The sequence below is a fragment of the Aquamicrobium sp. genome, assembly GCF_023954335.1.
GTDB lineage: Bacteria > Pseudomonadota > Alphaproteobacteria > Rhizobiales > Rhizobiaceae > Aerobium.
The window spans coordinates 1,968,451-1,991,260 of sequence record NZ_JAMLIE010000001.1; the positions used below are offsets into that span (position 1 = coordinate 1,968,451).

Consider the following 22,810-nt stretch of genomic DNA (forward strand, 5'->3'; position numbering starts at 1 on the left):
GAACGTCGCGGCCAATCGCGCGTTGCGGCTCAACCGGCGATGGGGTATCAGGCTGACTTCAAAAAAGCGGGAGCGCAGAGCCGCATGAGCCTTGCCGATACGATCAGGAACACATTCGTGCCGGTCCACCGCGAGGGCTGGCCGTTCATCGCCGCCTTCGCCGGCGCCACCATCCTGCTCGGGCTGTTCTCGACCAGCCTGTTCTGGATCGGCCTGATCCTCACCGCCTGGTGCGCCTATTTCTTTCGCGATCCCGAGCGCGTGACGCCGATCGACGATCGGCTCGTCATCAGCCCCGCCGACGGGGTCGTCTCCTCGGTCGGGCCGGCGGTGCCGCCACGCGAGCTCGGGCTCGGCGTCGAGGAGATGGTGCGCGTGTGCGTGTTCATGAACGTGTTTTCCTGCCACGTGAATCGCGCCCCGGCGCGCGGCCGCGTCTCGGTGGTCGAGCACCGCCCCGGCAAGTTCCTCAACGCCGAGCTGGACAAGGCGAGCACCGAGAACGAGCGCAACGGCCTCGTCATCGAAAGCCCGAACGGGCGCATGGGCGTGGTGCAGGTGGCGGGCCTCGTCGCCCGGCGCATCGTCTGCTGGAGCGACCCGGGGTCGGATCTCGCCGCCGGCGAGCGCTTCGGCCTGATCCGCTTCGGCTCGCGCGTCGACGTCTACCTGCCGCGGGGGGCGGCGGTGAAGGTGGCCGCCGGCCAGACCGCGGTCGCCGGCGAGACCGTTCTCGCCGAATACGGCGTCGAGGCGGCGTCGCCCCTCGTGCGGGTCTCCTGAGGACCGATGGCGAGCGAACCGCGCCACAAGGCCGACAGGACGCGCCGCGCCGCGCGCCTGCGCGAGATTCCGCTGCGCATGATCGTGCCCAACCTCATCACGGTGCTGGCCGTCTGCGCCGGGCTGACCGGCATCCGGCTCGCCTTCGAGCACCGTTTCGAGCTCGCCGTCGCCATGGTGCTGATCGCGGCGCTGCTCGACGCCGTCGACGGGCGCATCGCCCGCATGCTGCAGGGCGCGTCGAAATTCGGCGCGCAGATGGATTCTCTCGCCGACATCGTCAATTTCGGCGTCGCTCCCGCCCTCGTCCTCTACGCCTACGTGCTCGACCGGGCAGGGGCGTTCGGCTGGATCGCCGGGCTGCTGTTCGCCATCGCCTGCTGCCTGCGGCTCGCCCGCTTCAACGTCATGCTGGAGGACGAGAACGCCCCGGCATGGAAGGCCGACTATTTCGTCGGCGTGCCGGCCCCGGCCGGGGCGATGCTGGTGCTGCTGCCGGTCTATCTCGGCTTTCTCGGCGTGCCGCTCGGAACCGCCTTCGCCTTCTGGGCGAGCGCGTTCACGGTGCTGATCGCCTTCCTGATGGTCAGCCAGGTGCCGGTCTATTCCGGCAAGAGCGGGCTGCGGGTGCGCCGCGACATGGTGATGCCGATGATCCTCGGCATCGTCCTCTATGTCGCGCTGCTGGCCAGCTACACGTGGCACGCCATGGCCGCGACCGCGATTGCCTGCCTCGTCTTCCTGCCGTTCAGCGCCGCCGCCTATCGCCGCCGCGAGGCGCGCGAGGAAGCCGCCGCCGCGGCCGCGCAGGACACGCCGGACCCGTAACCGGCATCCGCCTTACGCAGAAACGAAGTGCCCGGCCTTTCGGGCCGGGCACTGAAAACACTTTTCCGTACGGAACTGCGTCAAAGCAGCGAGATCAGGGCTTCCAGCTCGGCACCCAGGGCGGGGGATTGCCGCCATAGGTGGTGTCGTAGAGCTGCGACGACGAAGAGGGGCTTGTCGACGTGATCGAGAAATTGCCGACGCGGCAGGTCGTCGATTTCTGCGGCGTCAGGCTGCGTCCGGTGAAGGACGGCCTGTCGTCCTCGGCGCAATTGCTGAAGCCGCCGCCGTAACCCGGCGCGACGTCGAGGTTGACGCCGGGAAGCTGGTCGAGCGTCGCGGTGTCGCCGGAGAAGTCCTGCGAGCTGAACACGTCGGCCATGGCCGGCGCCGCGCCGAGGACGGCACCCGCGAGGAAAAGGCCGGCAATCGCCGGGCGAAGAGAAAGAACCATGATCCATATCCCGCGTGAGAGGGCGCAAGATTTATATGGGCCTGTCTAGCATACCCCGCAAGCCCGGTCGATAGCCGGGCGGGCACACGGAGAAGGGACGGGCCTATTCCGGCATGCGGTAGTGGACGAAGCGGCCTTCGCGCGCCTCGAAGATCGCGCCGGTCTGCGTCAGCGCAGGGCTCGCCAGCGGCAGGATCTTTCGGGCGATCTCGGACGGGTGCGGCAGCGTCTCGGGGTTCTCGCCCGGCATCGCCTGCGCGCGCATCGCGGTGCGCGTCGCGCCGGGATTGACGCAGTTGACCTTCAGCGCCGTGTTCTTCGTCTCGTCGGCCCACGAGCGCGACAGCGCCTCGACCGCCGCCTTCGAGGCCGCATACGGCCCCCAATAGGCGCGCGCCGAATGCGCCGCGCCCGACGACATGAGAATCGCGCGGCCGGCGTCGGAGAGCCTGAGCAGCGGGTCGACCGAGCGGATCGTCCGCCACGTCGCGGTGACGTTGACGGCCATCACCTTCTCGAACACCTTGGCTTCGACATGGCCGACCGGTGCGATGACGCCGAGGATGGCGGCGTTGGCGACCAGCACGTCGAGCTTGCCCCAGCGCTCGTGGATCACCCCGCCCAGCCGGTCGATGCCGGCCATGTCGACAAGATCGAGCGGCACCAGCGTCGCCTGTCCGCCGGCTTCGCGAATCTCGTCGTCGAGCTCCTCCAGCCCGCCGACCGTGCGGGCGACGGCGATGACGTGGGCGCCGGCCGCGGCCAGCTCCTTCGCGACGAAATAGCCGATGCCGCGCGAGGCGCCGGTGACGAGGGCAACGCGGCCGGAAAGGTCGGGCGTCTCGGGCAATGCGTCTGACATGGCTGCTCCTCGCTGGCGATGCTGGCGCGGCCCGCTGAAGGGGCCGCTTCCTGCCGTGGGATTAGCCGAATGCACGCCGAAGGGAAACCCTTGACCGGGCGCGGCAAGCGTCCCATATCGACGCAGCCGGGACGGCCCGGCCGGCGCGCGCCTTGCCTTGAGAACGGTGCACCGACGCGAACGATGGGGACGGCCCCATCTCCTTGAGTGAAGGAGAAAGGGCTATGTCCTGGATTTATCTGTTCTTTGCCGGCCTGTTCGAGATCGGCTGGGCCGTCGGCCTCAAATACACCCATGGCTTCACCCGGCTGTGGCCGAGCCTCTACACCGTGGGCGCGATGACGATCAGCCTGTTCCTGCTCGGCCTTGCCCTGCGCACGCTGCCGCTCGGCACCGCCTACGCGATCTGGACCGGCATCGGCACCATCGGCACCGCCATCCTCGGCATCGTGCTGTTTGCCGAGCCGGCCGCGGCGCTGAGACTCGCCTGCATCGGCATGATCGCCGCCGGCATCATCGGCCTGAAGCTGGTTTCGCCATAAACTGGCAAACGCTCACCCGTTGCTGGCCAGCAGCGACAGCGTATGCACGTTGCTCTCGCCGTCCTGGTCGACGAGGCGGGTCGGATAGTCGCCGGTGAAATAATGATCGGTGAAGGCGGGGGCCCTGGGATCGCGGGGCTCGCCGCCGACCGCCTTGTAGAGCCCGTCGATGGTGAGGAAGGCCAGCGAATCCGCGCCGATGTAGCGGCACATGGAATCGAGGCTGTCGTGCTGGTTGGCGAGCAGCTTGTCGGCATGCGGCGTGTCGATGCCGTAGAAATCCGGGTGGTAGATCATCGGGCTCGCCACGCGCAGGTGCACCTCCGTCGCGCCCGCGTCGCGGATCATCTGCACGATTTTGACCGAGGTCGTGCCGCGCACGATGGAATCGTCCACCAGCACCACGCGCTTGCCCTCGATCATGGCGCGGTTGGCGGAGTGCTTCAGCTTGACGCCGAGCGCCCTGATCTGCTGCGTCGGCTCGATGAAGGTGCGGCCGACATAATGGTTGCGGATGATGCCGTACTCGAACGGAATGCCGCTCGCCTGCGCGAAGCCGAGCGCCGCCGGCGTGCCGCCGTCCGGCACCGGCACCACAACGTCGGCCTCGACCGGCGCTTCCCCGGCGAGGTTGATGCCCATGTTTTTGCGCGCCACATAGACGCTGCGTCCGCCGACCACCGAATCGGGGCGGGCGAAATAGACATATTCGAACAGGCACAGCCGCTCGGGCTGCGGGTTTTCCGGCTTGATCGCCTCGGTGGTGATGGAGCCGTCCTTCTGGATCTCGCAGATCACCACTTCGCCGTTCTCGATGTCGCGCACATATTTCGCGCCGATGATGTCGAGCGCGCAGGTCTCCGAGCAGAAGATCGGCTTGCCGTCGAGCTCGCCCATCACCAGCGGGCGGATGCCGATCGGATCGCGCGCGGCGATGAGCTTGGTGCGCGTCAGCGCGAGCATGGCGTAGCCGCCCTCGACCTGCCGGATCGCATCGACGAAACGGTCGGAGGATGAGGGGTGGCGCGAGCGCGCGATCATGTGCAGGACGACCTCGGTGTCCGAGGTCGCCTGAAAGATCGCGCCGGACGCGATCAACTGCCTGCGCAGCGTGATGCCGTTGGTGAAGTTGCCGTTATGCGCGATGGCGATGCCGCCGACCTCCAGCTCCGCGAACAGCGGCTGCACGTTGCGCAGGATCGTCTCGCCGGTGGTGGAATAGCGCACATGGCCGATGGCGCGGTTGCCGGGCAGCCGGCGCAGCGTGGCGGCGTCGGTGAAATGGTCGCCGACGAGGCCCATGTGCCGCTCGGAATGGAAGCGCCTGTCGTGGTAGGACACGATGCCCGCCGCTTCCTGCCCGCGATGCTGAAGAGCGTGCAGGCCGAGCGCGGTCAGCGCGGCGGCGTCCTCATGGCCGAGAATGCCGAACACACCGCATTCTTCGTGGAGATTGTCGTCGATATCGGCGGAAAACGGGGTGTCGTCTGCGTCTGCCATCTGGCTCACGCCTCTCGCCTGGTTTTCGGTTTCCGTTCCGCCTCTGCCGGCGGCGTTCAATTCTCGGTCTGCGTGCCCGTCTCGTCGCCCGGCCGCAGCCGGTCGATGATCGTGTTCTCCGGGTCGTCCGGAAGCAGGCCTTCCAGCCAGTCGCCGACGCCTTCGAGCAGCGGCAGCGACTTCGCCTCCGAAATCCAGGCCGGCGGGTTCGGCCCGACCAGCCAGGAGAAGAACAGCAGGCCGACCGCCACGACAAGGATACCGCGCGCCGCGCCGTAGAGGAAGCCGAGCGTGCGGTCGAGCGCGCCGATGCGGCTGTCGATGATGAAATCGGCGATCTTCATGGTGATGACCGTGACCACGATCAGCGCGATGAAGAAGACGATGGCCGCCGCAGCCGCGAGCTGCACCTTGTCGTTGTCTATATAGGGCGCGACATAGGGCAAAACAGCGGGATAGAAGAAATAGGCCGCCGCGGCCGCCGCCACCCACGAGGCGATCGATAGCACCTCGCGCGAGAAGCCGCGCACCATGGCCAGAACCGCCGAAACGAGGGTGAAGCCGACGAGAACGCCGTCAAGCAGGGTGATGGGCATCGAGCTCCACTCCGTGAGGGCAGCGGGGGGCCGCGTGCCGCATGGTCCCGTCAGTCTTCCGCGTCGCGCGCGCCGGAGCCGGCGATGCGGGCCACGAGGTCGGAAAGCGTAGCCGGCTGGAACGCCCGCCCTCCCTTGCCTCGGCCCTTCTCATCGCCGGATGCCGGCATGACCGCCTGCGAAAAACCCAGCTTTTCCGCCTCCTTGAGGCGTTGCTGGGCATGCGCGACAGGCCTGATCGCACCCGAGAGACTGATTTCGCCGAAATAGACGCAATCGACCGGAAGGGCAAGGCCGGTCAGCGAGGAAACCAGCGCGGCGGCGACGGCAAGGTCGGCGGCGGGCTCGGCGATGCGGTAGCCGCCGGCGACGTTGAGGTAGACGTCGTGCTGCGAGAACCGCACGCCGCAATGGGCCTCGAGCACGGCCAGCACCATCGAAAGGCGGGCATTGTCCCAGCCGACCACGGCGCGGCGCGGCGAGCCGGGCGGGGAGGGCGCGACGAGCGCCTGGATCTCGACGAGCACCGGCCGCGTCCCCTCGATGCCGGCGAACACGGCCGCGCCCGGCGCGGCGGCGCTGCGCTCGCCGAGGAACAGCTCCGACGGGTTCGGCACCTCGCGCAGGCCGCGATCCGACATCTCGAACACGCCGATCTCGTCGGTCGGGCCGAAGCGGTTCTTGACCGTGCGCAGGATGCGGTAGTGGTGGCCGCCTTCGCCCTCGAAATAGAGCACGCCGTCGACCATGTGCTCGACCACGCGCGGACCGGCGATCTGCCCTTCCTTGGTGACGTGGCCGACGAGCACCACCGCCGTGCCGGTCGACTTGGCGTAGCGGATCATCGCCTGCGCGCAGGCGCGCACCTGCGTCACCGTGCCGGGCGCGGAATCGGCCATGTCGGTCCACAGCGTCTGGATCGAATCGAGGATCAGAAGGTCGGGCCGCTTGCCCTCGGCGATCGTGGCGAGGATGTCCTCGACATTGGTCTCGGCCGCCAGCTCCACCGGCGCCCTGTCGGCGCCGAGCCGCTGGGCGCGCAGGCGTATCTGCGCCACCGCCTCCTCGCCCGAGACGTAGACGACGCGGTGGCCCTTGGCGGCGAGCGCCGCCGCCGCCTGCGTCAGCAGCGTCGACTTGCCGATGCCGGGGTCGCCGCCGACCAGCAGCGCCGAGCCGCGCACGAAGCCGCCGCCCGTGGCACGGTCGAGCTCGCCGATGCCGGAGACGATGCGCGGCGCTTCCTCGATCTCGCCGGACAGCGTGGTCAGCGCCACCGCCCGGCCCTTGCGCGCGGAGCGCAGGCCGGCCGGCCCGCCGCCGACGCCCCCGGAATTCGTGCCTTCCTCGACCAGCGTGTTCCACTCGCCGCAGCCGTCGCACTTGCCGGCCCAGCGCGTGTGGACGGTGCCGCAATTCTGGCAGACGAAAGCGGTGCGCGCCTTAGCCATCGCCGCCCACGTAGCGGCGGTGGTAGCGCCGGCCGAGCGAAGTCAGCATCTCGTAGGAAATGGTGCCGGCGGCGGTGGCCGCCTCGTCGACCGGGATGTTCCTGCCGAACAGCTCGATCCAGTCGCCGATGGCGACGCCGTCGGGGCCGAGATCGGTGACGTCGAACAGCGTGAGATCCATGGTCACGCGGCCGAGCACCGGCACGCGCCAGCCGTGGACGAAGCCGTATCCGCCGGCGGGGCTCGCCCGGCGCAGCGGCACGCCGGCGAAGGACGAGGCGCGGTGGTAGCCGTCGGCATAGCCGGTCGAGACGACGGCGATCACCGAATCGCGGTCGAGCCTGCCATGGGCGCCGTAGCTCGCCGTGTCGCCGGAGCGGCCGCGGCGCACCTGCACCACGCGCGCCTCGAGCGTCGCCACCGCCTGCATCGGGTTGTCGGCGCCGTTGCAGGGCTGGCCGCCATAGAGCGCGATGCCCGGCCTGACGACGTTGAAGTGGAACTCCGGCCCGAGGAAGATGCCGGCGGAGTTGGAAAGGCTTGATTCGATGCCTTGGAAAGCCGCCCTAACCGCCTGAAACGATTCCAGTTGCCGCCGGTTCAGCGGGTGCTCGGCCTCGTCGCCGCAGGCGAGGTGGCTCATGATCAGCCGCGGGGTGAGCGCGCCGGTCAGCGCGTTGTCGGCCGCGAAGGCCAGCGCCTCGTCCGGCGACAGCCCGAGCCGGTTCATGCCGGTGTCGACATGGATGGCGCAGGGGCGGGGCGTCTCGCCCTCGTTCCAGCCGAAGGCCTCCCAGCACGAGATGTCGGCCTGCGAGCCGATGACCGGCATCAGCCGGTGGGCGGCGAAGGCCGGCGCGGCCTCCGGCCCGAACGTGCCGTTGAGGATGTAGATCTCGGCCTCCGGCAGCGCCGCGCGCAGCTCGATGCCCTCCTGCGGCAGCGCCACGAAGAAGGTGCGGCAGCCGGCATTCCACAGCGCCTTGCCGACGCGCGCCGCGCCGAGCCCGTAGGCGTTGGCCTTGACCACGCCGGCGGCGCGCGCAGGCGCGGCCCGGCGCTGCAACAGCCGGTAGTTCTCGACCAGTGCGTCGAGGTCGACGGTCAGCCGGCCGCCGACGATGCGCGGGTCGACGCCGTCATGGCCACAATTGGGGCCGGCGTCGGGGGGAAGGGGGTGCCATTCGCTCATGGCCTATTCGAAACGCTCCGGCAGGCGGCTGTCTTCGGCCAGATCGAAGAATCGGGTGAACTCGCCCTGGAAGCCGAGGCCGACGGTGCCGGTGGGGCCGTGGCGCTGCTTGGCAATGATGACCTCGGCCTTGCCGCGCGCCTCGGCCATCTCGCCTTCCCATTTGATGTATTCGTCGGTGCCCGGCTTCGGCTCCTTGTTCTTGAGGTAGTATTCCTCGCGGTAGACGAACAGCACCACGTCCGCGTCCTGCTCGATCGAGCCCGATTCGCGCAGGTCCGAGAGCTGGGGGCGCTTGTCGTCGCGGCTCTCGACCTGACGCGAGAGCTGCGACAGCGCGATGATCGGCGTCTGCAATTCCTTGGCCAGCGCCTTGAGGCCCGTGGTGATCTCGGTGATCTCCTGCACGCGGTTCTGCGCGGCGCGCGCGCTCGTGCCCTGCATGAGCTGGACATAGTCGATGACCAGCACGTCGAGCCCGCGCTGGCGCTTCAGACGCCGTGCGCGCGCCGCGAGCTGGGCGATGGAGATGCCGCCGGTCTGGTCAATGTAGAGCGGCAGCTTCTGCATCATCTGCGAGCAGGCGACGAGCTTCTCGAAATCCATCTCGGTGATCTCGCCGCGCCTGATCTTCGAGGAGGGGATTTCCGTCTGCTCGGAGATGATGCGGGTGGCGAGCTGCTCGGACGACATTTCGAGCGAGAAGAAGCCGACGACGCCGCCATTGGCCGCCTTGAATGAGCCGTCCGCCTGCTGCACCGGCTCGTAGGCGTTGGCGATGTTGAAGGCGATGTTGGTGGCGAGCGAAGTCTTGCCCATGCCGGGGCGACCGGCGAGGATGATGAGGTCCGAAGGCTGGAGCCCGCCCATGCGCTTGTCGAGGTCGCGCAGGCCGGTGGCGATGCCGGACAGGTGCCCGTCGCGCATATAGGCGGCGTTGGCCATGTCGACGGCGGTCTTGACCGCGTCGTTGAAGCTCTCGAAGCCGCCGTCGTAGCGCCCGGTCTCGGCCAGCTCGAACAGCCGCCGCTCGGCATCCTCGATCTGGTGGGCCGGCGACATGTCGACCGGCGCGTCATAGGCGATGTTGACCATGTCCTCGCCGACGGTGATCAGCGCCCGGCGGGTCGCCAGCTCGTAGATGGCGCGGCCGTAGTCGGCGGCGTTGATGACGGTGACGGCCTCGGCCGCCAGCCGCGCCAGATAATGCGCGACGGTCATCTCGCCGACCTTCTCGCCGGCGGGCAGGAAGGTCTTGATCGTCACCGGGTTGGCCATCTTGCCCATGCGGATCAGCTCGGCCGAGACCTCGTAGATGCGCCGGTGCAGCGGCTCGTAGAAATGGTTGGGCTTGAGGAAATCCGAGACGCGGTAGAAGGCGTCGTTGTTGACGAGCATCGCCCCCAGCAGCGCCTGCTCGGCCTCGATGTTGTTGGGCGCCTCGCGATAGAGCGGCGCCTCGGCCCCGCCGAGCTTGCGGATTGCGTCAGCCATGATTCGTCCCGTTTCCTTGAGCCCAGCCCGGTAGAAGACGCATCCGGGAACGGGTCAATCGCCCAGCCGGCCGATCCTGCGCGGCCGCGGCGGATTCACACGCAATCCCCTCTGTCCACAGGCACGTGGGAAAGGCCCGCGAATCGCGATTGACTCCGCCGATCCTATGCCGGCGCGTCGGCGATCGCAAGAATATATTCCTTTCTAGGCCGCGCGCGGCGCGAACAGGATGACGGCCGCGCCGGTCAGGCAGATGAGCGCGCCGAAGATGTCGAAGCGGTCCGGCCTCACGCCCTCCGCCGCCCACAGCCACACCAGCGAGGCGCAGATATAGATGCCGCCATAGGCGGCGTAGGCGCGGCCCGCGGCTTCGCTCTCGGCAAACGTCAGCAGCCAGGCGAAGGCGGCGAGGCAGACCATGCCGGGGATGAGCCACAGCGCCGACTTGTCCAGCCGCCACCATGCCCAGAACGAGAAGCAGCCGGCGATTTCGGCGAGGGCTGCGACGACGAAGGCGGGGAACGTCATGGTCTGGTCCGGGAAAGGGGAAGGTCTTCCCTTTGTCGGGCAGCCGCGCGCCGAAGGCAAGGGCGGGCCTTCAGCCCGACAGACTGCCGACAACCCGGAATCATGCTCGGGCTTGTCCTGAGGATGACGGCGTGGGTGAATGGAGGCTTGTCAACAGGCTGACGGGATTCAGCCTGCCTTTGCCGGCGCGCCGCTTTTCCTCGGCCTCGCGGGCTCGGCCGCCTTTTCCTCGAGCGTCGCCAGCGCCTTCTCGTTGTCGGCGATGTAGCCGCGCGTCAGCGGCAGCGTGTCGTTGCGGCGCGCGAGCTGGATCTGGAACACCATCATGTCCTGCCAGCGGAACGCGGCTTCCGAGCCGGCGAGGTAGAACTCCCACATCCGGGCGAACCGTTCGTCGTAGATATCGACGGCCTTTTCCCGGTTGGCCATGAACCGCTCGCGCCAGTGGCGCAGCGTCTCGGCATAGTGCAGGCGCAGGACCTCGATGTCGGTGACGACGAGCCCCGCGCGCTCGATATGCGGCAGCACCTCCGAAAGGGCCGGGATGTAGCCGCCGGGAAAGATGTATTTGCGGATGAAGGTGTCGGTCGCGGCCGGCGGCCCCGACCGGCCGATGGAATGCAGCACCATCACCCCGTCGCGCTTCAGCAGCCGCGCCGCCTTGTCGAAATAGGTGTGGTAATGGTTGATGCCGACATGCTCGAACATGCCGACCGAGACGATGCGGTCGAACTCGTCCTCGATGTCGCGATAGTCGGTGATTTCGAACCTTGCCTGCCCCTCCAGCCCTTCCTGCCGGGCGCGCTCGACCGCCACCGCGTGCTGCTCGTCGGAAAGGGTGACGCCCAGCACCTCGGCGTCCATCGTGCGGGCGAGGTAGAGGCCGAGGCCGCCCCAGCCGCAACCGATGTCGAGCACGCGCTGGCCGGGTTCCAGCGCGAGCTTGGCGGCGAGGTGCCGCTTCTTGACGAGCTGCGCTTCCTCCAGCGTCATGTCCGGCCGCTCGAAATAGGCGCAGGAATACTGCATGTCGCTGTCGAGGAAGAGCCGGTATAGATCGCCCGAGAGATTGTAGTGGCGCTGGACGTTGCGCCGCGCGCGGCCGGCGGTGTTGATCTGGTGCAGGCGGCGCAGGCCGATGCGCAGATTGTCGAACACCTTCGTCCAGGCGGGAATATCGGCTCCGGCGTCGATGTTGGCATAGGCGAGCCGCAGCAGCGCCAGCACGTCGCCCTCGACGATGTCGAGCTCGCCCTCCATATAGGCTTCCGGCACGCCGAGCCACGGATTGAGCATGATGGCGCTCTGCGCCGTATGGGTGCGCAGAAGGATGCCGATCGGCTCGCCCGTGCCGTCGCCGAAGACGTGGGCGGTGCCGTCAGGATCGGTGATCGTCAGGTTGCCGATGCGCACGAGACGCTCGACAACGCCTTGTAGCAGCCTGTTCATCGCAATCATCCATGCATGCGACGGCGGAGTGTGTCGCAACTCCGATCCGGGGTAAAGTCCCGGCCGGCTTCAACAATTATGCCAAAGAAAAACGCCCGGCCGAGGGCCGGGCGTTCGTTTTTCCGCGGTGCGGGAGGAATTATTCCTCCTCGGCGAAGCCGTCCGCGTCCGGATCGAAGAAGGCGTCCGGGCGGGCGTTCTCGTTGATGTCGTCGCCATAGATCGCCTCGGCCGAGTCGAGCTTCTCGCCGGCAGCCTGGCGCTCGGCTTCCTCGGCGGTGCGGGCGATGTTCAGCGTCACCGTCACCTCGACCTCGGGGTGCAGCGCGATCGCCACATTGGTCAGGCCGATGGTCTTGATCGGGTGGTTGAGCTCGACCTGGTTGCGGTTGATCGAGATGCCTTCCGCCGTCACCAGATCGGCGATGTCGCGGCTCGACACCGAGCCGTAGAGCTGGCCGGTCTCGCCGGCGGAGCGCACGATCACGAAGGTCCGGCCGTCGAGCTTCTCGGCCACCTTCTCGGCTTCGGTCTTGCGCTCGAGGTTGCGGGCCTCGAGCTGGGCGCGCTGGCCCTCGAACTTCTTGCGGTTGGCTTCGTTGGCGCGCAGCGCCTTGCCCTGCGGCAGCAGGAAGTTGCGGGCGAAGCCGTCCTTGACCTTGACGGTGTCGCCGATCTGCCCGAGGCGGGCGATGCGTTCGAGAAGAATGACGTCCATGTTCGTCTCCATGCCGGCCGGTCGCGGCCGTTGATTAAAAGAGACGGGCTGGAAAGCAGGGGCGGATGGCCCGGTGTCGCTGTCCTGCCCGTTGGCAGTTAGGGCCGTGGCCCAACTCGGATTTTCGATGTTTCACGCCGCCGCGCCGAACGCGAGAGCGAGGAAGGGGCGGGCCTGTGCAGGGCCGCCCCTTCGAAAATGCTTACTTGACCACGTAGGGCAGCAGGCCGAGGAAGCGGGCGCGCTTGATCGCACGGGCGAGCTCGCGCTGCTTCTTCTGGCTGACGGCGGTGATGCGCGAGGGCACGATCTTGCCGCGCTCGGAAATGTAGCGCTGGAGCAGGCGCACGTCCTTGTAGTCGATCTTCGGCGCGTTGGCGCCGGAGAACGGGCAGGTCTTGCGGCGGCGGTGGAACGGACGCCGGGTCGGGATCTGGTTGATGTCGACCATTATTCTGCTGCTCCTTCAGCCTGTTCGCGCGGGCGGCGCGGGCCGCGATCGCCGCGATCACCGCCGCGGTCGCCGCCACGATCACCACGATCGCCGCGGTCACGGTCGCCGAAGCGCGGACGGTCGCCGAAGCGGCCTTCGCGCTCGCGGTCGTCGCGCTTCTGCATCATGGCGGAGGGGCCGTCCTCGTGCTTCTCGACGCGAACGGTCATGAAGCGCAGGATGTCCTCGGACAGGCCCTGCTGGCGCTCCAGCTCCTGGATGGCCGCGGCCGGGGCCGTCAGGTCCATCAGCGTGTAGTGCGCCTTGCGGTTCTTGTTGATGCGGTAGGTCAGGGACTTCAGTCCCCAGTTCTCCACCCGGCCGACGGAACCGCCATTCGCCTCGATCACACCCTTGTACTGTTCGACAAGGGCTTCGACCTGCTGAGACGAGAGGTCCTGGCGGGCAAGGAACACATGTTCGTAGAGAGCCATGTCTGGTCTTGCCTTTCTTCGTTTCACACCCTGTCGGTCCCGGCGGCTAGAGCCTCTGCAACTTCTCTTGTCCCGCAGGGCGGGCGAAGAAAGGAGCATGACGAGACGGTCGAGAGCGGAGACACGGGAGGCGGAAGCGCATGTGCCTTCACGAACGCTCCCTTTCCTGCGAAAGAAAGCGCGCCCTCCGTTCAGCCCCCGGCTGGGACCGGCAGATCGCGCGTCTATACACGGTTTTGCCCGTTTGGCAATGCGAAAGCCCGCGATTGCGCGGCCGATACAATCGAAACGATCCTTCTAAGGATATTTTCATGTTTCGGGTGTGGAATATTGCGCTTCCAGGGGTGGCAACCATGCTTTTGCAAGACTTCCTGTCTTCGAAAGAAGGCAACTTCGCATCGATGACGGCGGTTATGCTGCCGGTGCTGCTTGGCGCGATCGGCCTCGCGGTCGATGTCGGAACCATGAGCTCGGCGCATTCCAAGCTGCAGACGGCGGTGGACGCGGCTGTGCTCGCCGCCTCGCGCATCAACGACAAGGCGCTCGACCGCGAGCAGGTGTTCAAGGACTATCTCGCCGGCAACCTCGTCGGCGAGGCCCGGCTGGCGAACCTGGTGAGCAGCCTCGATGTCGACCAGGGCATCAACTACATCAGCACCACCGGCAGGGCCTCGGCCGACGTCGATCTCTTCTTCGCCGCCTTCATCGGCTCGGGGAACCGGGTCAGCGTCAGCGCGAGCGCCTTCGAGTCGCGCAACAATCTCGAAGTGGTGATGGCGCTCGACAACACCGGCTCGATGGGATCGGCGCGGATGGCGGAGCTGCGCAAGGCCGCGACCTCGCTGGTCGACATCCTCTCCACCGTCCACATGCCCGATTCCGAGCCCAAGCGCGTCGTCAAGGCGGCCTTGGTGCCGTTCGTGACGGCGGTGAACGTCAAGGGCGAGGGGTTCGACTTGAGCTGGATCGACAATTATGTCGATCCGCTCACGCTGCTCAACAAATCCTACGGCGCGCGCTATCACGGATCGAGCTTCACCCCGCAGACCAATCATTTCGAGCTGTTCAAGGCGCTCGGCACCGAATGGAAGGGGTGCGTCGAGGCCCGCCCGTCGCCCTACAACCTCTCCGACGCCGCGCCGGACATCACCAACCCCGACACGCTGTTCGTCCCCTATTTCGCGCCCGACAATCCGGGAAAGAACGCGACGTCGCCCAACTCGGGGACCGCGTGGAACAATTCCTACCTGAACGACACCTTCGGCAAGAACGATCAGGCGAAGCTGATGCAGGCGGCGCGCTATTACAACGTCGCTTCCAAGGACAAGACGATCAATGCGGTCGACTATCACCAGTCGCGCACGACCGGGCCGAACTATGCCTGCCCGACGCCGATCCTGCCGCTGACCTCGGATTTCGACAAGCTCAAGACCGAGATCGCCAAGATGATCCACTGGGAAGGCTCCGGCACCAACGTCTCCGAAGGGCTGGCGTGGTCGGTGCGGGTCCTGTCGCCGGGCGAGCCCTACACGCAAGGCGCGCCCTTCAACTCGGAGAACACCTCGAAATTCGTCGTCGTCTTTACCGACGGCGAGAACACCGTGTTCGGCGCCAGCAGCCAAGCCTACAACAAGTCGGACTACGGCTCCTACAGCTTCCTCGACCACGGACGCCTCGGCGAGACCGACCGCAGCAAGGCGCTGAGCAAGGTCAACACCATGACCAAGGACGTGTGCACCGACCTGAAATCGAAGAGCGTCGAGATCTTCACCGTGCTGCTCGGCGCCGACACCGCGGCCAACCGCAAGCTTTACTCGGAATGCGCGACGACGACGGAGCACTATTATCCGACCAGCGACGTCAGCGAGCTCGACACGGTGTTCAGGAAGATCGCCTCGCGCATCGCCAAGCTCTACGTGACCGACTGAGCGCGGCTGAAGTCCGCCCTTGACCTCATCCTGTCCTTGCGCCACACGCAAAGCGACAGGAACAAGTCAGGGAGCGGATCATGTCGATCGCCTTCACCTTTCCGGGACAGGGCAGCCAGGCCGTCGGCATGGGCAAGGACCTCGCCGACGCCTACCCCGAGGCCCGCGCCGTTTTCGACGAGGTCGACGAGGCGCTGGCGCAGAGGCTGTCGCGGCTGATCTGGGAAGGCCCCGAGGACGAGCTGACGCTGACCGCCAACGCCCAGCCGGCGCTGATGGCGGTGTCGCTGGCCGCGATCCGGGTGCTGGAAGCGCGCGGCCTCGTCCTCAAGGACAGGATCGCTTACGTCGCCGGCCATTCGCTCGGCGAATATTCGGCGCTCGCCGCCGCCGGCACCTTCTCCATCGCCGACACCGCGCGGCTCCTGCGCATCCGCGGCAACGCCATGCAGGCCGCCGTGCCCGTCGGCGAGGGCGCGATGGCCGCGATCATCGGGCTGGAGCAGGCCGACGTCGAGACCGCCTGCGCCGAGGCGGGAAAAGGCTCCGTCTGCCAGATCGCCAACGACAATGGCGGCGGCCAGCTGGTCATTTCCGGCGCGAAGCCCGCGGTCGAGCATGCGGCGCGGCTCTGCACTGAAAAGGGCGCCAAGCGCGCGCTGATGCTGCCCGTCTCCGCTCCCTTCCATTCGGCGCTGATGCAGCCGGCGGCCGAGGCGATGCGCGAGGCGCTCGCCGGGGTGCAGAAGAATGCGCCTTCCGTTCCCGTCGTCGCCAACGTCACCGTCTCGCCGCTGACCGATCCCGAAGATATCGCCGCGCGCCTCGTCGAGCAGGTGACGGGTCGCGTGCGCTGGCGCGAGACCGTCGAGTGGTTCGCCGCCAACGGCGTCACCACGCTCTACGAGATCGGCTCCGGCAAGGTCCTCTCCGGCCTCGCCCGCCGCATCGATCGGGGAATCGCGACGGTGAACGTCGGCGGGCCGGCGGATATCGAGGCGTTTGAGTGAGTAGTGAATAGGGAATAGTGAGTAGTGAAAATGAGTTAGCGCCCGCTTCACTACTCACTATTCACTACTCCCTCTCCAATCGAAAGGAACCACCATGTTCGACCTGACTGGCCGCAAGGCGCTCGTCACCGGCGCGACCGGCGGCATCGGCGAGGCGGTGGCGCGCGCGCTTCACGCCGCCGGAGCCACCGTCGGCCTGCACGGAACCCGCGTCGAGAAGCTCGAGGCGCTGGCCGGCGAGCTCGGCGAGCGCGTCAGGCTGTTCCCCGCCGACCTTTCCGACCGCGCCGGGGTCAAGGCGCTGGCGCAGAAGGCGGAAGCCGAGCTGGAAGGCGTCGACATCCTCGTCAACAATGCCGGCATCACCCGCGACGGCCTGTTCGTGCGCATGTCGGACAAGGACTGGGACGACGTCCTCGAGGTCAATCTCGGGTCCGTCTTCCGCCTGACGCGCGAGCTGACCCACCCGATGATGCGCCGCCGATACGGCCGCATCGTCAACATCACCTCGGTCGTCGCCGTCACCGGCAATCCGGGCCAGGCCAATTATTGCGCCGCCAAGGCCGGCATGATCGGCCTTTCCAAGTCGCTGGCGCAGGAGATCGCCTCGCGCGGCGTCACCGTCAACTGCATCGCGCCCGGCTTCATCGAATCGGCCATGACCGACAAGCTGAACGACAAGCAGAAGGACGCGATCCTGGGTGCGATCCCTATGAAAAAGATGGGATCGGGCAATGACATAGCCGCTGCCGCGCTCTATCTGGCATCGGACGGGGCGGCCTACGTCACCGGCCAGACGCTGCACGTCAACGGCGGCATGGCGATGATCTGACGGCAGAGGAATTCCACGGGGACATCGGTTTCGCCCGGCCTGTGGGTTCCATCTTTCAGCTTGATTAGCGGCAATCGTGCCGCTAACGAAGACCGACCAACGCAAATGCCGGGTTGCCGGCCAACACCAAGTCGAGGGTTTGCAAATGAGCGACACCGCAGAACGCGTCAAGAAAATCGTTGTCGAGCATCTGGGCGTCGATGCCGACAAGGTCACAGAGGGCGCGAGCTTCATCGACGACCTCGGCGCGGACAGCCTCGACACCGTCGAGCTGGTCATGGCGTTCGAGGAAGAGTTCGGCGTCGAGATCCCCGACGATGCGGCCGAGACGATCCTGACCGTCGGCGACGCCGTCAAGTATATCGACAAGGCATCCGCCTGATCCCTCCGCAGATCGCGATTTTGGCGTGCAAGCGATGAGACGTGTCGTCGTCACCGGCATCGGGCTGCTTTCGCCGTTCGGCGTGGGCGCCGAGCATACGTGGACTGAGCTTCTTGCCGGCAAGAGCGCGGCACGGCGCGTCGACACGTTCGAGGTCGACGATCTTCCCTGCAAGATCGCCCACGTCATCCCGCGCGACGGCGGCGAGGCCGCCTTCGACCCCGACCGGTTCATGGAGCCGAAGGAGCAGCGCAAGGTCGGCGACTACATCATCTACGGTGTGGCCGCCGCCGATCTCGCGCTGGCGGATTCCGGATGGAAGCCCGAGAGCTACGAGGACCAGTGCGCCTCCGGCGTGCTGATCGGCTCGGGCATCGGCGGCATCGACGGCATCGCCGAGAATGCCATGATCCTGAAGGAAAAGGGGCCGCGCCGCATCAGCCCCTTCTTCATCCCCGGCAACATCATCAATCTCGTCTCGGGGCAGGTCTCGATCCGTCACGGCCTCAAGGGGCCGAACCACGCGGTCGTCACCGCCTGCTCGACCGGCGCGCACGCCATCGGCGACGCGGCACGGCTGATCCAGTTCGGCGATGCCGACGTGATGGTCGCCGGCGGCGCGGAAGCGCCGGTGACGCGGCTGTCGCTGGCCGGCTTCGCCGCCTGCAAGGCGCTGTCCACCGCCCGCAACGACGATCCGCAGAAGGCCTCGCGCCCCTACGACCGCGACCGCGACGGCTTCGTCATGGGCGAGGGCGCCGGCGTCGTGGTGCTGGAGGAGCTGGAGCACGCGAAGGCGCGCGGCGCCAGGATCTATGCCGAGATCGTCGGCTACGGCCTGTCGGGCGACGCCTACCACATCACCGCCCCGTCCGAGGACGGCGACGGCGCGTTCCGCTGCATGTCCATGGCGCTGAAGCGCGCCGGCCTCACCGCGGCGGATGTCGACTACATCAACGCCCACGGCACCTCGACCATGGCCGACACGATCGAGCTCGGCGCGGTCGAGCGCCTCGTCGGCGAATCGGCCTCGAAGGTGTCGATGTCGTCGACCAAGTCGGCCATCGGCCACCTGCTCGGCGCCGCCGGCGCGGCCGAGGCGATCTTCTCCCTGCTCGCCATCCGCGACAATGTCGCGCCGCCGACGATCAATCTCGACAATCCCGAGCGCGAGACGGCCATCGACCTCGTGCCGAACGCCCCGCGCCAGCGCAGGATCGACGTCGCGCTGTCGAATTCGTTCGGCTTCGGCGGCACGAACGCGTCGCTGGTGTTCCGTCGCTTCGAGGGGTGAGGCGGCGTCCCGCGCCGCCAATTTCGCCATATTCGGGCTTAGCTTCGGTTCCTCGACCAGAACCGACAGGCTCAGAAAAAGGGTGCGCGTGCGCCATGACGAACGAGACCACAGACTACGGCGCTTCCTCGCCCGGCCAGCAGCCGGGGCAGTCGCGCCCGATCGTGCCGAAGACCGCCAGCGAGGCGCTGCGGCCGCAGGCCGGCACGCCGCCGCCCGTCCGCTCCCGGCGCTCCAAGAGCCAGGTGGTCGTGTTCCTGAACTTCATGATGTCGGCCGCGGTGCTGCTCGCCATCGGCGCCTTCGCCGCCGTCTGGATCGGCAAGACGACCTTCGAGGGGCCGGGGCCGCTCGCCGTGTCCGACACGGTGCTGATTCGCCCCAACAGCGGCGTCTCCGAGATCGCCGCGCTGCTCGAGCGTCGCGGCATGATCAGCGACGCGCGCATCTTCCGCCTCGGCCTGCGCGTCCACGGCAATGACGGGCGCCTGCGCGCCGGCGAGTACGAGGTCAAGGCCCGCGCCTCGATGCACGAGATCATGGACCTCCTTGTGTCGGGCCGCTCCGTCCTTCATTCGCTGACCATCCCCGAGGGGCTGACGGTGACGCAGGCGTTCCGGCGCATCGCCGCCGCCGAGGAGCTCGACGGCGAGATGCCGTCCGAGCTGCCGCAGGAAGGCATGATCGCCGCCGACACCATCCGCTTCACGCGCGGCATGAAGCGGCAGGAGGTGATCGACCGCCTCACCGCCCAGCAGAGGGAACTGGTGGAGGGCATCTGGCAGCGCCGTTCGGACGACCTGCCGGTCGAGGACATCAACGAGTTCGTCACGCTGGCCTCCATCGTCGAGAAGGAGACCGGCCGCGCCGACGAGCGCTCGCGCGTCGCCTCGGTCTTCATCAACCGGCTGCGCAAGGGCATGCGCCTCCAGTCGGACCCGACGATCATCTACGGCATCTTCGGCGGCGAGGGAAAGCCAGCCGACCGTCCGATCTACCGCTCCGACATCGACACGCCGACGCCCTACAACACCTACACGATCAACGGCCTGCCGCCCGGTCCCATCGCCATTCCCGGCCGCGCCTCGCTCGAGGCGGTCGCCAATCCGTCGCAAACCGAGGATCTCTATTTCGTCGCCGACGGCACGGGCGGGCATGTCTTCGCCTCGACGCTGGAAGAGCACAACGAGAACGTCGCCCGCTGGCGCCGGATCGAGCGCGAGCGCGCGGCCGCGGCCGGAAACGAGGCGACAACGAGCGAATAACGTCGCGGCTGGGGTAGGGGGAGCGCCTATGGGCCTGCAAAGCATGACCGGATTCGGCCGCGCCGCGGCCGAGCATCAGGGCGCTGCCATCGCCTGGGAGATCAAGTCGGTCAACGGCAAGACGCTGGAGGCGCGGCTGCGCCTTCCCCCCGGCTTCGAACGCCTCGAACAGCCGGTGCGCCAGGCGATCCAGAAGCGGTTTTCGCGCGGCAACGTCCAGGCCGGCCTCGTCCTGACGCGCGCCGCGCCGGCGGTCCAGCCCGTGGTCAACGAGGCGCTGCTCGCCGAGCTCGCCGGCCTTGCCCGCCGCCTTGAGGCCGAGTTCGGCGCGGCCCCGGCCACGGCCGACGGCCTGCTTTCCCTGCGCGGCGTGCTCGAAACCCCGGACGGGGAGGAAAGCGAGGAGGCGCGCGCGGCGCTCGACGGCGCCATCCTTGCCGCGCTCGATGCCGCGCTCGACGCGCTGGAAGCGGCGCGGCGCGAGGAGGGGGCGGCGCTCGGCGACCTGCTCGCCGGGCACCTCGCGGCGATCGAGGCGCTGACCCTGCGCGCCGAGGCGGACCCGTCACGCGAGCCGGCGGCGATCCGCGCCCGCCTGGCCGAGCAGGTGGCGCTGCTGCTCGACGCGGCCCAGCCGCTCGACGAGGCGCGGCTTCACATGGAAGCCGCCTTCCTCGCCACCCGCGCCGACATCCGCGAGGAGATCGACCGGCTGAAGACGCACGTCGCGTCCGGCCGCGCCCTGCTCGCCGCCGGCGGGCCGGCCGGGCGCAAGCTCGATTTCCTGTCGCAGGAGTTCAACCGCGAATCGAATACGCTCTGCTCGAAGTCGAACGCGGCCTCGGTGACGGCCATCGGGCTGGAGCTGAAGGCCGTGGTCGACCAGTTCCGCGAGCAGGTGCAGAATCTGGAGTGAACATGCCGTCCGCGCCCATTGACCGCGCCATCCGCCGCCGTGGCCTGATGCTGGTCCTGTCCTCGCCCTCCGGGGCGGGCAAGTCGACCATTTCGCGCAACCTTCTCGAAAGCGATACGTCCTTCGAGCTGTCGATCAGTGTCACGACGCGCGCACGCCGCGGCAGCGAGATCGACGGCCGCCACTATCATTTCCGCACGCTGCGCGAGTTCGAGAGCATGCGCGACAATGACGAGCTGCTCGAATGGGCCGAGGTTCACGGCAATTTCTACGCCACGCCGCGCGCGCCGGTCGAGAGGGCGCTGTCGGAAGGCCGCGACATGCTGTTCGACATCGACTGGCAGGGCGCGGAGCAGATGCGCGACAAGATGCGCGCCGACATCGTCTCCATCTTCATCCTGCCGCCGACGATGCGCGAGCTGAAGGGCCGCCTGCGCCGCCGCGCCGAGGACACCGAGGCGGTGATCGGCGCGCGGCTGGCCAATGCGCGCGCCGAGATCGAGCACTGGCGCGACTACGACTATGTCGTCGTCAACGACGATCTCGACGCCGCCTTCGCCCAGGTCGAGGCCGTCATCGTCGCCGAGCGCCTGCGGCGCGACCGCCGGCCGGGCCTGTTCGATTTCGTGCAGGGCCTGCTCGGCGAAAAGCTCGACTGACCGCTCCCGAAGCGCCCGGCCTTTGATCGCGGTCAAGGTTGCGCCCCGTCCTTTCCCTATGCTTGAGGACGGCACACAGAAGGAGACGACATGTCGAACACGCCCCACACCCTCGGCGAGGAATTTCCCGACCAGCTCGACGCCATTCATGCCCTGAAGGCGAAGGACGAGGCGTTCGCGGCGCTGCTCGCCGAGTATGACGAGGTCAACGACGCCATCCACAAGGCCGAAAGCCGGATCGAGCCGGTGAGCGAGGACGCCGAGGCGGGATTCCGCCGCCGCCGCCTCGCCATCAAGGACGAGATCGCCGCGGCGTTGGCCGCGGCCTGATCCGCCGAAAGCGGAAGACCGGGTCGGGGGTCGCCCCCCCCCCCAGCCCGTTCATTTTGTAATGCGGCCCGACAGGGCCAGCCATGCGGCGAGGAACGCGTCCCGCGTCCTGATGCCGGCGCTGGTCTGGTGCCGACTTTCATCCTGGTCGAGCCGGGCGAACACCACGGTCTCATCGCCGCGCGTCGCCCAGCCGACGAACCAGCCCCAGCCTCTCGCCCTGTCGAGCGAACCGTCCTTGCGGCGCGGATAGGCGGAGCCCGTCTTGCCGCGCACCTGCCAGCCGTCGACATCGCGGCGGTCGAGGATGGTTTCGAGGAAGGCGACGCTGTCGCCCTTTACCGGCAGTTCCTGCCGCAGCAGCCGGCCGAGAAAGCCGACCTGCTCGACGGGCGCGATCTTCAGCGACGAACTGATCCACGCCCGGTCGAGCGCGTTGTCCTTGCCGGGATCGCCCGCCCAGTCGGAATTGCCGTAGCCGAAGGCCGACGTGTAGGCTGCGAGGCGCTCGACGCCGAGCGCGTGGGCGATTCGCTGTGAATACCAGACCACCGAATGCGTCATCCAGCGCGCCGGCGTCGTCGTCTGCCGCCAGTTCGCGCCGCCCCAGTCGGGATAGCCCTCGACGAAGGGAAGGGCGGGCGTCGTCTCGTCCTTCAGGAACCCGGCATCATGCCCCATCACTGCAAGCGCGATCTTGAAGGTGGAGGCAGGCGTGACACGGGTCCTGCAATCGCCGTCCTCGACGAGGATATTCCCCGACCGGGCATCGGCCAGCACGGTGCAGACCGTCCGCGCTTCGGCCCGCGCCATCAGGACAAGCAACCCCGAAAGCGCAAGGAGGGGAAGTGGCAAGCTGCGGAAGCGGAT

Annotated in this window: 25 protein-coding genes; 12 read left to right on the forward strand and 13 right to left on the reverse strand. The window is 67.7% G+C overall.

What is annotated here, in order from left to right; translation table 11 throughout:
* Positions 1-84: 84 nt before the first annotated feature.
* Positions 85-783, forward strand: coding sequence for a phosphatidylserine decarboxylase (locus tag M9945_RS09830; RefSeq protein ID WP_367929385.1), 699 nt, complete (start codon positions 85-87; stop codon positions 781-783).
* Positions 784-789: 6 nt separating this feature from the next.
* Positions 790-1,611, forward strand: coding sequence for a CDP-diacylglycerol--serine O-phosphatidyltransferase (pssA, locus tag M9945_RS09835; protein WP_367929386.1), 822 nt, complete (start codon positions 790-792; stop codon positions 1,609-1,611).
* Positions 1,612-1,705: 94 nt separating this feature from the next.
* Here pssA and M9945_RS09840 read toward each other — a convergent pair whose 3' ends face one another.
* Positions 1,706-2,065, reverse strand: coding sequence for a hypothetical protein (locus M9945_RS09840; RefSeq protein WP_367944363.1), 360 nt, complete (start codon positions 2,063-2,065; stop codon positions 1,706-1,708).
* Between the two features lie 103 nt (positions 2,066-2,168).
* Positions 2,169-2,927 carry an SDR family NAD(P)-dependent oxidoreductase gene (locus tag M9945_RS09845; RefSeq protein ID WP_367944364.1) on the reverse strand — a complete coding sequence of 253 codons (759 nt, stop codon included), beginning with the start codon at positions 2,925-2,927 and terminating at the stop codon, positions 2,169-2,171.
* A gap of 224 nt (positions 2,928-3,151) precedes the next feature.
* Here M9945_RS09845 and sugE point away from each other — a divergent pair, with 224 nt between their 5' ends.
* Positions 3,152-3,469, forward strand: coding sequence for a quaternary ammonium compound efflux SMR transporter SugE (sugE, locus tag M9945_RS09850; RefSeq protein WP_367944365.1), 318 nt, complete (start codon positions 3,152-3,154; stop codon positions 3,467-3,469).
* A 12-nt stretch (positions 3,470-3,481) separates the two neighbouring features.
* Here sugE and purF read toward each other — a convergent pair whose 3' ends face one another.
* The 10 genes from purF to rpsF all read right to left on the reverse strand — a co-directional run bounded on the left by purF (position 3,482) and on the right by rpsF (position 13,324).
* Positions 3,482-4,969, reverse strand: coding sequence for an amidophosphoribosyltransferase (gene purF, locus M9945_RS09855; protein ID WP_367944366.1), 1,488 nt, complete (start codon positions 4,967-4,969; stop codon positions 3,482-3,484).
* A 56-nt stretch (positions 4,970-5,025) separates the two neighbouring features.
* Positions 5,026-5,565: a CvpA family protein gene (locus M9945_RS09860; RefSeq protein ID WP_367929390.1), complete on the reverse strand. Its 540-nt coding sequence runs from the start codon at positions 5,563-5,565 to the stop codon at positions 5,026-5,028.
* Positions 5,566-5,615: 50 nt separating this feature from the next.
* Positions 5,616-7,016, reverse strand: a complete 1,401-nt coding sequence (radA, locus tag M9945_RS09865) for a DNA repair protein RadA (protein WP_367944367.1) — start codon at positions 7,014-7,016, stop codon at positions 5,616-5,618.
* Entirely contained in the window at positions 7,009-8,208 is a 1,200-nt protein-coding gene (gene alr, locus M9945_RS09870) for an alanine racemase (RefSeq protein WP_367944368.1), read from the reverse strand. The genes radA and alr overlap by 8 nt, the downstream gene beginning before the upstream one ends.
* Positions 8,209-8,211: 3 nt before the next feature.
* Positions 8,212-9,702 (reverse strand): replicative DNA helicase, encoded by a 1,491-nt coding sequence (locus M9945_RS09875; protein ID WP_367929393.1) that lies wholly within the window; start codon positions 9,700-9,702, stop codon positions 8,212-8,214.
* A 204-nt stretch (positions 9,703-9,906) separates the two neighbouring features.
* Positions 9,907-10,230 carry a YnfA family protein gene (locus M9945_RS09880; protein ID WP_367929394.1) on the reverse strand — a complete coding sequence of 108 codons (324 nt, stop codon included), beginning with the start codon at positions 10,228-10,230 and terminating at the stop codon, positions 9,907-9,909.
* Positions 10,231-10,398: 168 nt separating this feature from the next.
* Entirely contained in the window at positions 10,399-11,679 is a 1,281-nt protein-coding gene (locus M9945_RS09885; protein WP_367944369.1) for a class I SAM-dependent methyltransferase, read from the reverse strand.
* 139 nt (positions 11,680-11,818) lie between these two features.
* Complete coding sequence (gene rplI, locus M9945_RS09890; protein ID WP_367929396.1) at positions 11,819-12,397, reverse strand: 50S ribosomal protein L9; 579 nt, start codon at positions 12,395-12,397, stop codon at positions 11,819-11,821.
* Between the two features lie 202 nt (positions 12,398-12,599).
* Positions 12,600-12,848, reverse strand: a complete 249-nt coding sequence (gene rpsR / locus M9945_RS09895) for a 30S ribosomal protein S18 (protein ID WP_367929397.1) — start codon at positions 12,846-12,848, stop codon at positions 12,600-12,602.
* The gene (rpsF, locus tag M9945_RS09900; RefSeq protein WP_367929398.1) at positions 12,848-13,324 is read right to left on the reverse strand and encodes a 30S ribosomal protein S6; all 477 of its coding nucleotides are present in this window, start codon (positions 13,322-13,324) and stop codon (positions 12,848-12,850) included. The genes rpsR and rpsF overlap by 1 nt, the downstream gene beginning before the upstream one ends.
* A 353-nt stretch (positions 13,325-13,677) precedes the next feature.
* Here rpsF and M9945_RS09905 point away from each other — a divergent pair, with 353 nt between their 5' ends.
* The 9 genes from M9945_RS09905 (at position 13,678) to M9945_RS09945 (ending at position 21,940) form a co-directional block, all read left to right on the forward strand.
* Positions 13,678-15,252 (forward strand): pilus assembly protein TadG-related protein, encoded by a 1,575-nt coding sequence (locus tag M9945_RS09905; RefSeq protein WP_367944370.1) that lies wholly within the window; start codon positions 13,678-13,680, stop codon positions 15,250-15,252.
* A gap of 80 nt (positions 15,253-15,332) precedes the next feature.
* The gene (gene fabD, locus M9945_RS09910) at positions 15,333-16,262 is read left to right on the forward strand and encodes an ACP S-malonyltransferase (RefSeq protein WP_367944371.1); all 930 of its coding nucleotides are present in this window, start codon (positions 15,333-15,335) and stop codon (positions 16,260-16,262) included.
* Positions 16,263-16,356: 94 nt separating this feature from the next.
* Positions 16,357-17,094 carry a 3-oxoacyl-[acyl-carrier-protein] reductase gene (fabG, locus tag M9945_RS09915; RefSeq protein ID WP_367944372.1) on the forward strand — a complete coding sequence of 246 codons (738 nt, stop codon included), beginning with the start codon at positions 16,357-16,359 and terminating at the stop codon, positions 17,092-17,094.
* Between the two features lie 145 nt (positions 17,095-17,239).
* Positions 17,240-17,476, forward strand: coding sequence for an acyl carrier protein (locus M9945_RS09920; RefSeq protein ID WP_047143752.1), 237 nt, complete (start codon positions 17,240-17,242; stop codon positions 17,474-17,476).
* Between the two features lie 34 nt (positions 17,477-17,510).
* Positions 17,511-18,770, forward strand: coding sequence for a beta-ketoacyl-ACP synthase II (gene fabF, locus M9945_RS09925; RefSeq protein WP_367944373.1), 1,260 nt, complete (start codon positions 17,511-17,513; stop codon positions 18,768-18,770).
* A 95-nt stretch (positions 18,771-18,865) separates the two neighbouring features.
* A complete protein-coding gene (gene mltG / locus M9945_RS09930) occupies positions 18,866-20,035 on the forward strand; it encodes an endolytic transglycosylase MltG (protein ID WP_367929403.1) in 1,170 nt (389 codons plus the stop codon).
* A 28-nt stretch (positions 20,036-20,063) separates the two neighbouring features.
* Positions 20,064-20,951 carry a YicC/YloC family endoribonuclease gene (locus tag M9945_RS09935; RefSeq protein WP_367944374.1) on the forward strand — a complete coding sequence of 296 codons (888 nt, stop codon included), beginning with the start codon at positions 20,064-20,066 and terminating at the stop codon, positions 20,949-20,951.
* A gap of 2 nt (positions 20,952-20,953) precedes the next feature.
* A complete protein-coding gene (gmk, locus tag M9945_RS09940; protein ID WP_367944375.1) occupies positions 20,954-21,610 on the forward strand; it encodes a guanylate kinase in 657 nt (218 codons plus the stop codon).
* Between the two features lie 90 nt (positions 21,611-21,700).
* The gene (locus M9945_RS09945) at positions 21,701-21,940 is read left to right on the forward strand and encodes a YdcH family protein (RefSeq protein WP_367929406.1); all 240 of its coding nucleotides are present in this window, start codon (positions 21,701-21,703) and stop codon (positions 21,938-21,940) included.
* 51 nt (positions 21,941-21,991) lie between these two features.
* Here M9945_RS09945 and blaOXA read toward each other — a convergent pair whose 3' ends face one another.
* Complete coding sequence (blaOXA, locus tag M9945_RS09950; protein ID WP_367944376.1) at positions 21,992-22,753, reverse strand: class D beta-lactamase; 762 nt, start codon at positions 22,751-22,753, stop codon at positions 21,992-21,994.
* Positions 22,754-22,810 lie beyond the last annotated feature (57 nt).

Bases quoted from the DNA above. Each gene is read 5' to 3' on its own strand.
- rpsR (WP_367929397.1), bottom strand. From the start codon at position 12,848: ATGGTCGACATCAACCAGATCCCGACCCGGCGTCCGTTCCACCGCCGC.
- pssA (WP_367929386.1), top strand. From the start codon at position 790: ATGGCGAGCGAACCGCGCCACAAGGCCGACAGGACGCGCCGCGCCGCG.
- M9945_RS09830 (WP_367929385.1), top strand. From the start codon at position 85: ATGAGCCTTGCCGATACGATCAGGAACACATTCGTGCCGGTCCACCGC.
- fabD (WP_367944371.1), top strand. From the start codon at position 15,333: ATGTCGATCGCCTTCACCTTTCCGGGACAGGGCAGCCAGGCCGTCGGC.
- rplI (WP_367929396.1), bottom strand. From the start codon at position 12,397: ATGGACGTCATTCTTCTCGAACGCATCGCCCGCCTCGGGCAGATCGGC.
- M9945_RS09905 (WP_367944370.1), top strand. From the start codon at position 13,678: ATGCTTTTGCAAGACTTCCTGTCTTCGAAAGAAGGCAACTTCGCATCG.
- M9945_RS09880 (WP_367929394.1), bottom strand. From the start codon at position 10,230: ATGACGTTCCCCGCCTTCGTCGTCGCAGCCCTCGCCGAAATCGCCGGC.
- M9945_RS09845 (WP_367944364.1), bottom strand. From the start codon at position 2,927: ATGTCAGACGCATTGCCCGAGACGCCCGACCTTTCCGGCCGCGTTGCC.
- sugE (WP_367944365.1), top strand. From the start codon at position 3,152: ATGTCCTGGATTTATCTGTTCTTTGCCGGCCTGTTCGAGATCGGCTGG.
- M9945_RS09875 (WP_367929393.1), bottom strand. From the start codon at position 9,702: ATGGCTGACGCAATCCGCAAGCTCGGCGGGGCCGAGGCGCCGCTCTAT.
- M9945_RS09920 (WP_047143752.1), top strand. From the start codon at position 17,240: ATGAGCGACACCGCAGAACGCGTCAAGAAAATCGTTGTCGAGCATCTG.
- M9945_RS09935 (WP_367944374.1), top strand. From the start codon at position 20,064: ATGGGCCTGCAAAGCATGACCGGATTCGGCCGCGCCGCGGCCGAGCAT.
- M9945_RS09840 (WP_367944363.1), bottom strand. From the start codon at position 2,065: ATGGTTCTTTCTCTTCGCCCGGCGATTGCCGGCCTTTTCCTCGCGGGT.
- gmk (WP_367944375.1), top strand. From the start codon at position 20,954: ATGCCGTCCGCGCCCATTGACCGCGCCATCCGCCGCCGTGGCCTGATG.
- M9945_RS09945 (WP_367929406.1), top strand. From the start codon at position 21,701: ATGTCGAACACGCCCCACACCCTCGGCGAGGAATTTCCCGACCAGCTC.
- mltG (WP_367929403.1), top strand. From the start codon at position 18,866: ATGACGAACGAGACCACAGACTACGGCGCTTCCTCGCCCGGCCAGCAG.
- M9945_RS09860 (WP_367929390.1), bottom strand. From the start codon at position 5,565: ATGCCCATCACCCTGCTTGACGGCGTTCTCGTCGGCTTCACCCTCGTT.
- M9945_RS09885 (WP_367944369.1), bottom strand. From the start codon at position 11,679: ATGAACAGGCTGCTACAAGGCGTTGTCGAGCGTCTCGTGCGCATCGGC.
- radA (WP_367944367.1), bottom strand. From the start codon at position 7,016: ATGGCTAAGGCGCGCACCGCTTTCGTCTGCCAGAATTGCGGCACCGTC.
- rpsF (WP_367929398.1), bottom strand. From the start codon at position 13,324: ATGGCTCTCTACGAACATGTGTTCCTTGCCCGCCAGGACCTCTCGTCT.
- purF (WP_367944366.1), bottom strand. From the start codon at position 4,969: ATGGCAGACGCAGACGACACCCCGTTTTCCGCCGATATCGACGACAAT.
- fabF (WP_367944373.1), top strand. From the start codon at position 17,511: ATGAGACGTGTCGTCGTCACCGGCATCGGGCTGCTTTCGCCGTTCGGC.
- fabG (WP_367944372.1), top strand. From the start codon at position 16,357: ATGTTCGACCTGACTGGCCGCAAGGCGCTCGTCACCGGCGCGACCGGC.
- alr (WP_367944368.1), bottom strand. From the start codon at position 8,208: ATGAGCGAATGGCACCCCCTTCCCCCCGACGCCGGCCCCAATTGTGGC.
- blaOXA (WP_367944376.1), bottom strand. From the start codon at position 22,753: ATGGCGCGGGCCGAAGCGCGGACGGTCTGCACCGTGCTGGCCGATGCC.